The organism is Streptomyces hoynatensis, assembly GCF_003626535.1.
In the GTDB taxonomy this organism is placed as follows: Bacteria; Actinomycetota; Actinomycetes; order Streptomycetales; family Streptomycetaceae; genus Streptomyces; species Streptomyces hoynatensis.
Genome location: NZ_RBAL01000006.1, coordinates 265,936 through 280,064 on the forward strand (window position 1 = coordinate 265,936; position 14,129 = coordinate 280,064).

Below are 14,129 nucleotides of genomic sequence, written 5' to 3' on the forward strand. Positions count from 1 at the left end.
ACGGGCCGGGAGGAACCGGAGAAGGCAGGAACCGGAGAAGGGAGGGCCCGGGGGGCGGTCAGGCCCGGCGCGCGGCGGCCTTCTTGCGCCCGCGCGCGCCGCCGCCCGGCGAGCGCCGCGCCGCGACCTGGGCGTCGGCGTCGTGCACCCGGTCTCCGAGCAGGTCCCGCAGGAACTTCCCCGTGTGGCTGGCGGGCACCGCGGCGACCTGCTCGGGCGTGCCCTCGGCGACGACGAGCCCGCCGCCGCTGCCGCCCTCGGGCCCCATGTCCACGATCCAGTCCGAGGTCTTGATCACGTCCAGGTTGTGCTCGATGACGATCACCGTGTTGCCCTTGTCGACCAGCCCGGACAAAACCGTGATCAGCTTCCTGATGTCCTCGAAGTGCAGCCCGGTCGTCGGCTCGTCCAGCACGTAGACCGTGGAGCCGGTGGCCCGCCGCTGGAGCTCGGAGGCCAGCTTCACCCGCTGGGCCTCGCCGCCGGAGAGGGTCGGCGCCGGCTGGCCGAGCCGCACGTACCCCAGGCCGACGTCGGTGAGGGTCCGCAGGTGCCTGGCGATGGCGGGCACGGCCTCGAAGAAGCCGAGGGCCTCCTCGATCGGCAGGTCGAGCACCTCGGCGATCGACTTGCCCTTGTAGTGCACCTCCAGCGTCTCCCGGTTGTACCGGGCGCCGTGGCAGACCTCGCAGGGCACGTACACGTCGGGCAGGAAGTTCATCTCGATCTTGATCGTGCCGTCGCCCGAGCAGTTCTCGCAGCGGCCGCCCTTGACGTTGAACGAGAAGCGGCCCGGCTGGTACCCCCGCACCTTCGCCTCGGTCGTCTCCGCGAACAGCCGGCGGATGTGGTCGAAGACGCCGGTGTAGGTGGCCGGGTTCGACCGCGGGGTGCGGCCGATGGGCGACTGGTCGACGTGCACCACCTTGTCCACCAGGTCGTCGCCCGTCACCCGGGTGTGGCGGCCGGGCACCGTCTTGGCCCCGTGCAGCTCGCGCGCCAGGTGGGTGTAGAGGATGTCGTTGACCAGCGTGGACTTGCCCGAGCCCGAGACGCCGGTGACCGAGGTCAGCACGCCGAGCGGGAAGCTGACGTCGATGTCCCGCAGGTTGTTCGCCCGGGCGCCGTGCACCGTCAGCCGGCGCTTCGGGTCCGTGGGGCGGCGCGCCTCGGGGATCGGGATGGACCGCGTGCCCGCGAGGTACTGCCCGGTCAGCGAGTCCTCGTTGGCCAGCAGTTCGGCCAGCGGGCCGCTGTGCACCACCTTGCCGCCGTGCTCGCCGGCGCCGGGGCCGATGTCCACCACCCAGTCCGAGGTCTTGATGGTGTCCTCGTCGTGCTCCACGACGATCAGCGTGTTGCCCAGGTCGCGCAGCCGGACCAGGGTCTCGATCAGCCGGTGGTTGTCCCGCTGGTGCAGGCCGATGGAGGGCTCGTCCAGCACGTACAGCACGCCGACCAGTCCCGAGCCGATCTGCGTGGCGAGCCGGATGCGCTGCGCCTCGCCGCCCGAGAGGGTGCCCGCGGCCCGGTCGAGCGACAGGTAGTCGAGGCCCACGTCGACGAGGAAGCGCAGCCGCTCGTTGACCTCCTTCAGGACCCGCTCGGCGATCGTCTTCTCGCGCGGGGTCAGCGTCATCCCGCGCAGGAACTCGGCGCACTCGCTGATCGACATGCCCGCCACGTCCGCGATCGACCTGCCCTGGACCGTCACCGCGAGGATCAGCGGCTTCAGCCTGGTGCCCCGGCAGGCCGGGCAGGGGGCCTCGCGCATGTACCCCTCGAAGCGCTCCCGGCTGGAGTCCGACTCGGCCTCGGCGTGCCGGCGCCTGATGAAGGGGATCGCGCCCTCGAAGGCCGTGGTGTACGCCCGCTCCTGGCCGTGGCGGTTCTCGTACCTGACCTCGATCTTGCTCTTGTGCCCGTACAGCAGGGCCTTGCGGGCGCGCTGGGGCAGCCCGTCCCAGGGGATGTCGGTCCTGAAGTTCAGCTCCTTGGCCAGGGCGCTGATCAGCAGGTGGAAGTACCCCTTGGTGTGGCCGTTGGACCAGGGGTGGATGGCGCCGTCGTCCAGCGTCCGCTCGGGATCCGGGACGATCAGCTCGGGGTCCACCTCCATCCTGCTGCCGATGCCGGTGCACTCGGGGCAGGCGCCGAAGGGGGAGTTGAAGGAGAAGGAGCGCGGCTCCAGCTCCTCGAAGGACAGGTCGTCGTACGGGCAGTACAGGTGCTCGGAGAACATCCGCTCGCGCTGCGGGTCGTCCTCGGGCAGGTCGACGAAGTCGAGGACCACCATGCCGCCCGACAGGCCGAGCGCCGTCTCCACCGAGTCGGTCAGCCGCCGCTTGGCGCTCTCCTTGACCGTCAGCCGGTCCACCACCACCTCGATGGTGTGCTTCTCCTGCTTCTTCAGCCTCGGCGGGTCGGCCAGCTGCACCGTCACCCCGTCCACCCGCGCCCGGCTGTAGCCCTTGGTCTGGAGGTCGGAGAAGAGGTCGGCGAACTCGCCCTTGCGCTGCCTGACCAGCGGGGAGAGCACCTGGAACCGGCTCCCCTCCTCCAGGCCGAGCACCCGGTCCACGATGGCCTGGGGCGACTGCCTGGCGATGGGGCGCCCGCACGCGGGGCAGTGCGGCTTGCCGATCCTCGCGAAGAGCAGCCGCAGGTAGTCGTAGACCTCGGTGATCGTGCCGACCGTGGAGCGCGGGTTGCGCGAGGTGGACTTCTGGTCGATGGACACGGCGGGGGACAGGCCCTCGATGAAGTCCACGTCCGGCTTGTCCATCTGCCCGAGGAACTGCCTGGCGTAGGCGGACAGCGACTCCACGTAGCGCCGCTGGCCCTCGGCGAAGATCGTGTCGAAGGCCAGCGAGGACTTGCCGGAACCCGACAGCCCGGTGAAGACGATGAGCGAGTCGCGGGGCAGGTCGAGCGAGACATTGCGCAGGTTGTGCTCGCGAGCGCCACGAACGATGAGTCGGTCGGCCACGCCGGATGGCACCTTTCGTGTATGGACCGGGGTCCGCGGATGCGGGCTCCCCCATCCAAGAGTAGGGGCGGTGTCTGACAGGCGGTTCCGGCAGCGGGCTGCCGGCCGCCCCCGGGGCGCCGCGGTCCCGGGCCACGCAGCCTATCGCACGCGAGTTCGATTCTCTGCCCCGGCGTGCCCGCCGCCCACCGGGAGGGGCCGGTAGCGTGAGGCCATGCCCGAGCCCACTGCCGAACCCACGCCCTCCCCCGCGGCCGAACTCGCCGGCCTCCGGGACGCGACGGAACGCCTCCTCGCCGCCGTGGCCACGCTGGACGACGCCGCCGTCGGCCGGCCGTCCAGACTCCCCGGCTGGACCAGGGGGCACCTCCTCGCCCACCTCGCGCACCACGCCGACGCCATGGTCAACGTCCTCGAGGGCCGCCCCATGTACCCCGGCGAGGAGGCGCGCGACGCGGCCATCGAGCGGGACGCCGGCCGCCCGGCCGCCGTCCACCACGCCGAGATCGAGGCGAGCGCCGCCCGGCTCGCCGCGGCCGCCGCCGCCCGCTCGGGCGCAGACTGGGCGGTGCCCGTCACCTTCCGGGGCGGAGTCAGGGGAGTGGCCGCCGACGTCCCCCTGCGCCGCTGGACCGAGGTCGAGCTCCACCACGTCGACCTGGACGTCGGCCACGGCATCGCCGACCTCTCCGGCGCCTTCCTCACCCCGGCGCCCGGCTACCTCGCCGCCCGCTTCGCCGGGCGCGGGGACGTGCCGCCGCTCCTGCTGCGCTCCGAGGACGGCCGCAGCTGGCGCACCGGCAGCACCGACCCGGACGCCGGCCCGCCGCGCACCGTGGCCGGCACCCCCGCCGCGCTCGTCGGCTGGCTCAGCGGGCGCACCTCGGGCAGCGGCCTGACCTCCGCCGGCCCCCTGCCCGTCCTCCCGCCTCTCTGACGCACCCCGCCCGGCCGCGCCGCGCCGGGCGGGGCGCACCCCGCCCGGCCGCCCGCGCCGGGCCACGGCCCGCCCGGAACCCGCCCCGCCCGGAACCCGCCCCGCCGCCCGGCGGCGGGCCCGGGCAGGGCGCCGGTCCCGGCCGCCTGGGGGAGACTGGCTGCCATGCCGTACACCGGAAACGTCACCGTCGGCGGCCCGGCCGACGCGCACGAGCTGGCCGAACTGATCATCTCCAAGGTCGCGGTCGGCCCCCACGACAACAACGCCTACCTGCTGCGCTGCCGGCGGACCGGCGAGCAGCTGCTGATCGACGCCGCCGCCGAGCCCGCCACCCTGCTGCGGCTGGCCGGCGAGGCCGGCCTGGCCGGCGTCGTCACCACGCACCGGCACGGGGACCACTGGCAGGCGCTCGCCGAGGTCGTGCGCGCCACCGGCGCGCGCACCTACGCGGGCCGCGAGGACGCCCCGGCCATCCCGGTGCCCACCGACGTGCCGGTGGCCGACGGGGACGAGATCCCCGTCGGCGCCTGCCGCCTCACCGTCCGTCACCTCGTCGGCCACACCCCGGGCTCCGTCGCGCTCGTCTACGACGATCCCGAGGGTCACCCCCACGTGTTCACCGGCGACTCCCTCTTCCCCGGCGGCGTCGGCAACACGCGGGGCGACGCCGCCGCGTTCGCGAGCCTGCTGCGCGACGTGGAGGCCAAGCTCTTCGGCGCGCTCCCCGACGAGACCTGGGTCTACCCCGGGCACGGCGCCGACACCACCCTGGGCGCCGAACGCCCGCACCTGCCCGAGTGGCGCGAACGCGGCTGGTAGCCCCGGGGAGGGGAGGCGGCGCCCCGGGGCGCGGGGGCGCCGCCGCGCGTGCGTCACTCACTGTCAGTTCCCGGCAGTAGGGTGGCGGTCATGGCCGACCCCTCCAGCTACCGACCGAAGCCCGGCGAGATCCCCGAGTCCCCGGGCGTCTACCGCTTCCGTGACCAGCACGGCCGGGTCATCTACGTCGGAAAGGCCAAGAGCCTGCGGCAGCGCCTCTCCTCGTACTTCCAGGACATCGGCGGGCTGCACCCGAGGACGGCCACGATGGTCACCACCGCAGCCTCGGTGGACTGGACCGTCGTCTCCACCGAGGTCGAGGCCCTCCAGCTCGAATACTCCTGGATCAAGGAGTTCGACCCCCGATTCAACGTCAAGTACCGCGACGACAAGAGCTATCCGTCGCTCGCGGTGACGATGAACGAGGAGTACCCGCGGGCCCAGGTGATGCGCGGCCCCAAGCGCAAGGGCGTGCGGTACTTCGGCCCCTACGGCCACGCCTGGGCGATCCGCGAGACGGTCGACCTGCTGCTGCGCGTCTTCCCGATCCGCACCTGCTCGGCGGGCGTGTTCAAGCGGGCCAACGCCATAGGCCGCCCCTGCCTCCTGGGCTACATCGACAAGTGCTCCGCCCCCTGCATCGGCCGCGTCACCCCCGAGGAGCACCGCGAGCTCGCCGAGGAGTTCTGCGACTTCATGGCCGGGCGCACCGGCACCTACCTGCGCCGCCTCGAGGAGCGGATGCACGAGGCGGCCGAGGAGCTGGAGTACGAGCGGGCCGGCCGGCTGCGCGACGACATCGAGGCGCTGCGCCGCGCCATGGAGAAGAACGCGGTCGTCCTCGCCGACGCCACCGACGCCGACCTGATCGCGGTGGCGGAGGACGAGCTGGAGGCCGCCGTGCAGATCTTCCACGTCCGCGGCGGCCGGGTCCGCGGCCAGCGCGGCTGGGTCACCGACAAGGTGGAGCACGTCGACCTGCCGCAGCTCGTCGAGAGCGCCCTGCAGCAGCTCTACGGCGAGGAGCGCGGCGAGGGCGTGCCGCGCGAGGTGCTGGTCCCCGCGCTCCCCGAGCCGGCCGAGCCCGTCGCGCAGTGGCTCGGCGAGCGCCGCGGCTCCCGGGTCAGCCTGCGCGTCCCGCAGCGCGGCGACAAGCGGGACCTGATGGCCACGGTGCAGCGCAACGCCCAGCAGGCGCTCGCCCTGCACAAGACCAAGCGGGCCTCCGACCTGACCACCCGCTCCCGGGCCCTGGAGGAGATCGCGGAGGCCCTCGCCCTGGACTCGGCGCCGCTGCGCATCGAGTGCTTCGACATCTCCCACTTCCAGGGCGACGACGTGGTCGCCTCCATGGTCGTCTTCGAGGACGGCCTGGCCCGCAAGAGCGAGTACCGCCGCTTCCAGATCAAGAGCTTCGCCGGGCAGGACGACGTCCGCGCCATGCACGAGGTGATCTCCCGCCGCTTCCGCCGCTACCTGCGCGAGCGCGAGCGCACCGGGGAGTGGGCCGTGGCCGAGGCCGCGGCAAACGGGGAGGAACCGGAGGACGAGGCGCCGGCGTCCTCCCGCACGGAGGACGGCCGCCCCAAGCGCTTCGCCTACCCCCCGCAGCTCGTGGTGGTGGACGGCGGGCAGCCGCAGGTGGCCGCCGCCCGCCGGGCCATGGACGAGCTCGGCGTCGAGGACGTCGCCGTGTGCGGGCTGGCCAAGCGGCTGGAGGAGGTCTGGCTGCCGGGCGAGGACGATCCCGTGATCCTCCCCCGCACCAGCGAGGGCCTCTACCTGCTGCAGCGGGTGCGTGACGAGGCCCACCGCTTCGCGATCCGCTACCAGCGCGGCAAGCGGTCACAATCGATGAGGAGGAGTCCGCTCGACGCCGTGCCCGGCCTCGGGGAGACCCGCAAGAAGGCCCTGCTCAAGCACTTCGGCTCGGTCAAGCGGCTGCGCGCCGCGACGGTCGAGGAGATCGCCGGGGTGCCCGGCATAGGCCCGAAGACCGCGGAGACGGTCGCCGCCGCCCTCGCCGAGGGCGGCAGGACCGCCCCCGCGGTCAACACCGCCACCGGGGAGATCGTCGAGGAATGAGCCGGCGGCGGACCGCACCCACGTGACGCACACACCGGAAGACGGATGAGGACAGGCGGGGGAACTGCATGATGAGCGAACAGACCAGACGCGAAGAACAGACCACCGCCCCGCCCCCCGCGGCAGGGGCCGAGGAGCAGGGCCCCACGCCCGAGCTGGTGATCATCACCGGCATGTCGGGCGCGGGCCGCAGCACCGCGGCCAAGTGCCTGGAGGACCTCGGCTGGTTCGTGGTGGACAACCTCCCCCCGGCCCTGATCCCCACCATGGTCGACCTCGGCGCCCGCTCCCAGGGGAACGTCGCCCGCATCGCGGTGGTCGTCGACGTGCGCGGGCGCAGCTTCTTCGACAGCCTCCGCGAGTCCCTGACCGACCTGGACGCCAAGGGGGTCACCCGCCGGGTCGTCTTCCTCGAGGCCTCGGACAACGCCCTGGTCCAGCGCTTCGAGTCGGTCCGCAGACCGCACCCGCTGCAGGGCGAGGGCCGCATCGTCGACGGCATCGCGGCCGAGCGCGACCTGCTGCGCGAGCTGCGCGGCGACGCCGACCTGGTGATCGACACCTCCCACCTGAACGTACACGAGCTGCGCGCCAAGATGGACGCCCAGTTCACCAGCGGCGACGAGCCCGAGCTGCGCGCCACGGTGATGTCCTTCGGGTACAAGTACGGCCTGCCCGTGGACGCCGACCACGTCGTCGACTGCCGCTTCCTGCCCAACCCGCACTGGGTCCCCGAGCTGCGCCCCTTCACCGGGACCAGCGAGGAGGTCGCCGGCTACGTGTTCAACCAGCCGGGCGCCAAGGAGTTCCTCGACCGCTACGCCGAGCTGCTCCAGCTGATCGCCGCCGGCTACCGCCGCGAGGGCAAGCGGTACGTCACCATCGCCGTCGGCTGCACCGGCGGCAAGCACCGCAGCGTCGCCATGTCCGAGCGGCTGGCCCGCCGCCTGGCCGCGGAGGGCGTCGAGACCGTCGTCGTCCACCGGGACATGGGGCGCGAATAGGCATGCCGCGCAAGGGGGTCCGGCAGCGCCGGACAGCGCAGGAAGGGGACCGGCTCGAGGGCGGCCCCAGGCCGCGGGCGGCCGCGCGCGGACGGCTCGGCCTCCGGCCGCGGCGCGGCGGACGCGGCGCCCAGCCCAAGGTCGTCGCCCTCGGCGGCGGCATGGGCCTGTCCGCCTCGCTGACGGCGCTGCGCCGGATCACCGGCGACCTGACCGCCGTCGTCACGGTCGCCGACGACGGCGGGTCGAGCGGCAGGCTGCGCGACGAGCTGGGCGTGCTGCCCCCGGGCGACCTGCGCAAGGCCCTGGCGGCGCTGTGCGGCGACGACGAGTGGGGCCGCACCTGGTCCGAGGTGATCCAGCACCGCTTCAAGAGCGAGGGCGCGCTGCACGACCACGCCGTGGGCAACCTGCTGATCGTCGCCCTCTGGGAGCAGCTCGGCGACCACGTGCTGGCCCTCGACCTGGTCGGGAAGCTGCTGGGCGCGCACGGCCGGGTGCTGCCGATGTCGGCCGTGCCGCTCGAACTGGAGGCGCTGGTGCGCGGGCACGACCCGGCCAGGCCGTCCGATCTCGGCCGGGTCCGCGGGCAGGCCGCCGTCGCCCTGACCCCGGGGGAGGTCCGCAAGGTGGAGCTGGTGCCGGGCGACCCGCCCGCCGTGCCCGAGGCGGTCGAGGCCGTCCTCGACGCGGACTGGGTGGTCCTCGGCCCCGGCTCCTGGTTCTCCTCGGTCATCCCGCACCTGCTGGTGCCGGCCCTGCGCGACGCCCTGGTGACCACCAGGGCGCGCCGCGTGCTCTCCCTCAACCTGGCGCCACAGCCGGGGGAAACTGATGGGTTCTCCCCGCAGCGTCATGTGGAGGTTTTGGTACAACACGCCCCTAAACTCGCCTTTGACGTGGTGCTGGCCGATCAGGCCGCCGTGCCTGACCTGGAGAGTCTGCGCCGGGCCGCGGAGCGCCTGGGGGCCGAGGTGGAGCTGGCGCCGGTGGCCGCGCCCGACGGCCCCCGGCACGATCCGGAGCTGCTGGCCGCCGCGTACGACCGTATTTTTCGGATGCATGGAAGGATCGGCCCATGGCGATGACGCCCGCGGTGAAGGACGAGATCTCCCGGCTTCCCGTGACCCGCACCTGCTGCCGCAAGTCGGAGGTGTCGTCGATCCTGCGCTTCGCGGGCGGGCTGCACCTGGTCAGCGGGCGGATCGTGATCGAGGCCGAGCTCGACACCGGGATCGCCGCCCGCAGGCTGCGCAGGGACATTCTGGAGATCTTCGGGCACAGCTCCGACCTCGTGGTCATGGCGCCCGCCGGCCTGCGCCGCGGCAGCAGGTACGTGGTCCGCGTGGTCGCGGGCGGCGACCAGCTGGCCCGGCAGACCGGCCTGGTGGACGGCAGGGGCCGTCCCATCCGCGGCCTGCCGCCGCAGGTCGTCTCCGGGGCCACCTGCGACGCCGAGGCCGCCTGGCGCGGGGCGTTCCTCGCCCACGGCTCGCTCACCGAGCCGGGCCGCTCCTCCTCGCTCGAGGTCACCTGCCCCGGGCCCGAGGCCGCCCTCGCCCTGGTCGGCGCCGCCAGGCGGCTGCAGATCAGCGCCAAGGCCCGCGAGGTGCGCAGCGTGGACCGCGTGGTCGTCCGTGACGGTGATGCCATCGGCGCGCTGCTGACCAGGCTCGGCGCCCACGAGTCCGTCCTGGCCTGGGAGGAGCGCAGGATGCGGCGCGAGGTGCGGGCCACCGCCAACCGGCTGGCCAACTTCGACGACGCCAATCTCCGGCGCTCCGCCAGGGCCGCCGTCGCGGCCGGCGCCCGCGTCCACCGGGCTTTGGAGATCCTGGGCGACGAGGTGCCCGACCACCTCGCGGCGGCCGGGCGGCTGCGCATGGAGCACAAGCAGGCCTCGCTGGAGGAACTCGGCGCCCTGGCCGACCCGCCGCTGACCAAGGACGCGGTCGCCGGGCGCATCAGGCGGCTGCTCGCGATGGCCGACAAGCGCGCCCAGGACCTGGGCATCCCCGGCACCGAGTCGAACCTCACCGAGGAGATGGTGGGCTGAGGAACCGTCGGCTCCCGCACCGCCCGCCCGGCCCCCGCCGGGCCCGCCGCCCCCGGGCGTGACGGGCCGGGACGGGGGCCCGAACACGCCTGGTCGATGTCACCCGGGAAAGCGCGGCGCGGTAGGGTCGAAGGTGGTCGGGGACATCCCATACAGCATCGCCGGTGTCCGTTTCACCGGCGTACCAACGAGGAGATCGGTTCGTGACGATCCGCGTAGGAATCAACGGCTTTGGCCGTATCGGTCGCAACTACTTCCGCGCGCTCCTTGAACAGGGAGCGGATGTCCAGATCGTCGGCGTCAACGACCTGACCGACAACGCGACCCTGGTGCATCTGCTGAAGTACGACAGTGTTCTCGGCCGCCTCAAGGAAGAGGTCAGCCACACCGAGGACACCATCACCGTCGGCAACCAGACCTTCAAGACCCTGGCCGAGCGAGACCCGGCCGCCCTGCCCTGGGGCGAGCTCGGCGCCGACATCGTGATCGAGTCGACCGGCATCTTCACCAAGCGCGACGACGCCGCCAAGCACCTGGCCGCGGGCGCCAAGAAGGTCCTCATCTCCGCGCCCGCGAAGAACGAGGACGTCACCATCGTCATGGGCGTCAACCAGGACAAGTACGACCCGGCCACCCACGACGTCATCTCCAACGCCTCCTGCACCACCAACTGCGTGGCGCCGATGGCCAAGGTGCTCGACGAGAGCTTCGGCATCGTCAAGGGCCTGATGACGACCGTGCACGCGTACACCAACGACCAGCGCATCCTGGACTTCCCGCACAAGGACCTGCGCCGGGCCAGGGCCGCCGCGCTGAACATCATCCCGACCACCACCGGCGCCGCCAAGGCGACCGCGCTGGTCCTGCCCCAGCTCAAGGGCAAGCTCGACGGCATCGCCATGCGCGTCCCGGTCCCGACCGGCTCGGTCACCGACCTGGTCGTCGAGCTGGACCGCGAGGTCACCAAGGACGAGGTCAACGCGGCCTTCCGCACCGCGGCCGAGACCCAGCTCAAGGGCATCGTCGAGTACACGGAGGACCAGATCGTCTCCTCCGACATCGTGAACTGGCCGGCCTCCTGCACCTTCGACTCCTCGCTGACCATGGCGCAGGGCAAGCAGGTCAAGGTCGTCGGCTGGTACGACAACGAGTGGGGCTACTCCAACCGCCTGGCCGACCTGACGGTCTACGTCGGCGAGCGGCTCTGACCCGGACGAACGACGCGGGGCTCGCGGCACGCACGGCGCGCCGCGGGCCCTCACGTCCGCACGGGCACGCGCCACACGGCCACCACCGGTAGGAGCCAGCAGACAGTCATGAGCATGAAGACGATTGACGACCTCGAGGTCGCCGGAGCGCGGGTGTTCGTCCGCGCCGACCTCAACGTCCCGCTCTCCGGCGGGACCATCACCGACGACGGCCGGATCAGGGCCGCCGTGCCGACCATCACCAGGCTCGCCGAGGCGGGCGCGAAGGTGATCGTCGCCTCCCACCTCGGCCGCCCCAAGGGCGCGCCGGACCCGCAGTACTCCCTCGCCCCCGTCGCCGAGCGGCTCGGCGAGCTGCTCGGCAGGCCCGTCGCCTTCGCCTCCGACACCGTGGGCGACTCCGCCCGCGCCACCGTCGCCGCACTCGCGGACGGGCAGGTGGCGCTGCTGGAGAACCTCCGCTTCAACGCCGGGGAGACCAGCAAGGACGCGGCCGAGCGCGGCGCCTTCGCCGACCGCCTCGCGGAACTCGCCGACCGCTACGTCGGCGACGGCTTCGGCGCGGTGCACCGCAGGCACGCCTCCGTCTTCGACCTGCCCGCCCGGCTGCCGCACGCGGCCGGCGGCCTGATCGCCACCGAGGTCGGCGTCCTGCGGCAGCTCACCGAGGACGTGGCCCGGCCGTACGCCGTCGTGCTCGGCGGCGCCAAGGTCTCCGACAAGCTCGGCGTGATCGACAACCTGCTGCAGAAGGCCGACCGCATCATCATCGGCGGCGGCATGCTCTTCACCTTCCTCAAGGCCCAGGGCCACGAGGTGGGCGCCTCCCTGCTCCAGGAGGACCAGATCCCGGCGGTGCAGGAGTACCTGCGCCGGGCGCAGGAGCGCGGCGTGGAGTTCGTGCTCCCCGTGGACGTGGTGGGCGCCACCGCGTTCCCCGACCTGAAGACCAAGGCCCCGGCCGACCCCGTGACGGTGCCGGCGGACGCCATCCCGGAGGGCCTGATCGGCCTGGACATCGGCCCGGAGAGCCGGAAGCTGTACGCCGCGAAGCTCGCCGACGCGGCCACCGTCTTCTGGAACGGCCCGATGGGCGTCTTCGAGCACCCGGACTTCGCCGAGGGCACCAGGGCCGTGGCCCAGGCGCTGCTCGACAGCCCGGCCTTCACGGTCGTCGGCGGCGGGGACTCGGCCGCGGCGGTCCGGCTCCTCGGCTTCGACGAGTCGGCTTTCGGACACATCTCGACCGGCGGCGGCGCCAGCCTCGAGTACCTGGAGGGCAAGGAGCTGCCAGGGCTCGCGGCGCTGAGTGACGAGGAGACGGCATGAGCCAGGCCCGTACCCCGCTGATGGCGGGCAACTGGAAGATGAACCTCAACCACCTGGAGGCCATCGCCCACGTCCAGAAGCTCGCCTTCGCGCTCTCCGACAAGGACCTGGACGCGGTCGAGGTCGCGGTCCTGCCGCCGTTCACCGACCTGCGCTCGGTGCAGACCCTGGTCGACGGCGACAAGCTGCGGATCAGGTACGGCGCCCAGGACATCTCCGCGCACGACGCGGGCGCCTACACCGGCGAGGTGTCGGGGCCGATGCTCGCCAAGCTGAACTGCGCCTACGCGGTCGTCGGCCACTCCGAGCGCCGCCAGTACCACGGCGAGGGCGACGAGCTGTGCAACGCCAAGGTCAAGGCCGCCTACCGGCACGGGCTGACGCCCATCCTGTGCGTGGGCGAGCCGCTCGAGGTCCGCAAGGCGGGGGAGCACATCGCGCACACCCTCGCCCAGCTCGACGGCGCGCTGAAGGACGTCCCGGCCGAGCAGGCCGCCTCCCTCGTCGTGGCCTACGAGCCGGTGTGGGCCATCGGCACCGGCGAGGTCGCCACCCCCGAGGACGCCCAGGAGGCCTGCGCGGCGATCCGGGGCAGGCTCGCCGAGCTCTACGACGGGGCGCTGGCGGACGGCGTGCGCATCCAGTACGGCGGCTCGGTCAAGTCGGGCAACGTGGCGGCGATCATGGCACAGGCGGACGTGGACGGCGCCCTGGTGGGCGGCGCCTCGCTGGACGCCGAGGAGTTCGTCAAGATCGTCCGGTTCCGCGACCAGTAGGTGGCGGTACCCTGTCGAGGGGCCGGGAGCGCGGCGCCGTGTCGTCCGCGCCCGGCCCCGAACGCAGAGTAGTCGGTGGTCGTCTTCGGTTCCTCGCAAGTCGTCCTCAGTTAACTGTCCGCTGTTGAGAGAGTTGGTCCAGTCGTGGAAACGGCGTTCCAGATCGCGCTGATCATCTTCAGCTTCCTGTTGGGGTTGCTCGTGCTCATGCACAAGGGCAAGGGCGGCGGCCTCTCCGACATGTTCGGCGGTGGCATGCAGTCCTCGGTCGGCGGCTCCTCGGTCGCCGAGCGCAACCTGGACCGGATCACCATCGTCGTGGGGCTCATCTGGTTCGGAATCGTGGTCGCGCTGGGTCTGCTGATGAAGTCCTAGCCGGCCTGGCCGCGCGCGGGTAAGTCAGTAACTCGAAGCACTGGACGTGCGTTGAGCCTTGCATAGACTGAGGACTTCGCAGGATGTCAGGCAGGGAGTAACGACCGTGGCAGGTGGCAACGCGATCCGGGGCAGCCGGGTCGGGGCGGGGCCCATGGGTGAGGCCGAGCGCGGCGAGTCCGCTCCTCGGCTGAGGGTCTCCTTCTGGTGCGCGAACGGGCACGAGACGCAGCCCAGCTTCGCCAGCGACGCACAGATTCCGGAAACCTGGGACTGTCCGCGCTGCGGCTTCCCGGCGGGCACCGAGCGGGACGCCCCACCGGCGCCGCCGCGCACGGAGCCCTACAAGACCCATCTCGCCTACGTCCGCGAGCGGCGCAGCGACGCCGACGGCGAGGCCATCCTCGCCGAGGCGCTGGCCAAGCTTCGCGGCGAGATCTGAGCCGGCCGGGGCGCCCGCCCGGCGGCCCGGCACCAGCGGCACCTTCGGCAGTCCCCGAGAGCCCGCGCACCGGCCCTGCGGCCCGTGAGCGGGCTCGCGCCTTTCC

General features: G+C 72.7%; 12 protein-coding genes. 11 read left to right on the forward strand and 1 reads right to left on the reverse strand.

What is annotated here, in order from left to right:
* Positions 1 to 58 precede the first annotated feature (58 nt).
* On the reverse strand, positions 59 to 2,989 hold the full coding sequence (gene uvrA / locus D7294_RS13325) for an excinuclease ABC subunit UvrA (protein WP_120679100.1): 2,931 nt from the start codon (positions 2,987 to 2,989) through the stop codon (positions 59 to 61).
* Positions 2,990 to 3,203: 214 nt separating this feature from the next.
* Here uvrA and D7294_RS13330 point away from each other — a divergent pair, with 214 nt between their 5' ends.
* From D7294_RS13330 to D7294_RS13380, 11 genes are all read left to right on the forward strand, one after another.
* Positions 3,204 to 3,926 carry a maleylpyruvate isomerase family mycothiol-dependent enzyme gene (locus tag D7294_RS13330; protein ID WP_120679102.1) on the forward strand — a complete coding sequence of 241 codons (723 nt, stop codon included), beginning with the start codon at positions 3,204 to 3,206 and terminating at the stop codon, positions 3,924 to 3,926.
* A 165-nt stretch (positions 3,927 to 4,091) separates the two neighbouring features.
* Positions 4,092 to 4,748, forward strand: coding sequence for an MBL fold metallo-hydrolase (locus D7294_RS13335; protein WP_120679104.1), 657 nt, complete (start codon positions 4,092 to 4,094; stop codon positions 4,746 to 4,748).
* A gap of 90 nt (positions 4,749 to 4,838) precedes the next feature.
* The gene (gene uvrC / locus D7294_RS13340) at positions 4,839 to 6,833 is read left to right on the forward strand and encodes an excinuclease ABC subunit UvrC (RefSeq protein WP_120679106.1); all 1,995 of its coding nucleotides are present in this window, start codon (positions 4,839 to 4,841) and stop codon (positions 6,831 to 6,833) included.
* 68 nt (positions 6,834 to 6,901) lie between these two features.
* Positions 6,902 to 7,837 (forward strand): RNase adapter RapZ, encoded by a 936-nt coding sequence (gene rapZ, locus D7294_RS13345; protein ID WP_422070690.1) that lies wholly within the window; start codon positions 6,902 to 6,904, stop codon positions 7,835 to 7,837.
* A 2-nt stretch (positions 7,838 to 7,839) separates the two neighbouring features.
* Entirely contained in the window at positions 7,840 to 8,925 is a 1,086-nt protein-coding gene (locus D7294_RS13350) for a gluconeogenesis factor YvcK family protein (protein WP_120679108.1), read from the forward strand.
* Entirely contained in the window at positions 8,916 to 9,893 is a 978-nt protein-coding gene (gene whiA, locus D7294_RS13355; protein ID WP_120679110.1) for a DNA-binding protein WhiA, read from the forward strand. The genes D7294_RS13350 and whiA overlap by 10 nt, the downstream gene beginning before the upstream one ends.
* 203 nt (positions 9,894 to 10,096) lie before the next feature.
* Complete coding sequence (gene gap, locus D7294_RS13360; protein WP_120679112.1) at positions 10,097 to 11,101, forward strand: type I glyceraldehyde-3-phosphate dehydrogenase; 1,005 nt, start codon at positions 10,097 to 10,099, stop codon at positions 11,099 to 11,101.
* A gap of 114 nt (positions 11,102 to 11,215) precedes the next feature.
* Entirely contained in the window at positions 11,216 to 12,430 is a 1,215-nt protein-coding gene (locus tag D7294_RS13365) for a phosphoglycerate kinase (RefSeq protein WP_120679366.1), read from the forward strand.
* Entirely contained in the window at positions 12,427 to 13,206 is a 780-nt protein-coding gene (gene tpiA / locus D7294_RS13370; RefSeq protein WP_120679114.1) for a triose-phosphate isomerase, read from the forward strand. Before D7294_RS13365 ends, tpiA begins: the two co-directional genes overlap by 4 nt.
* Positions 13,207 to 13,350: 144 nt before the next feature.
* Positions 13,351 to 13,581, forward strand: coding sequence for a preprotein translocase subunit SecG (secG, locus tag D7294_RS13375; protein ID WP_120679116.1), 231 nt, complete (start codon positions 13,351 to 13,353; stop codon positions 13,579 to 13,581).
* 106 nt (positions 13,582 to 13,687) lie between these two features.
* Positions 13,688 to 14,023 carry an RNA polymerase-binding protein RbpA gene (locus tag D7294_RS13380; RefSeq protein ID WP_120679118.1) on the forward strand — a complete coding sequence of 112 codons (336 nt, stop codon included), beginning with the start codon at positions 13,688 to 13,690 and terminating at the stop codon, positions 14,021 to 14,023.
* Positions 14,024 to 14,129: the final 106 nt, after the last annotated feature.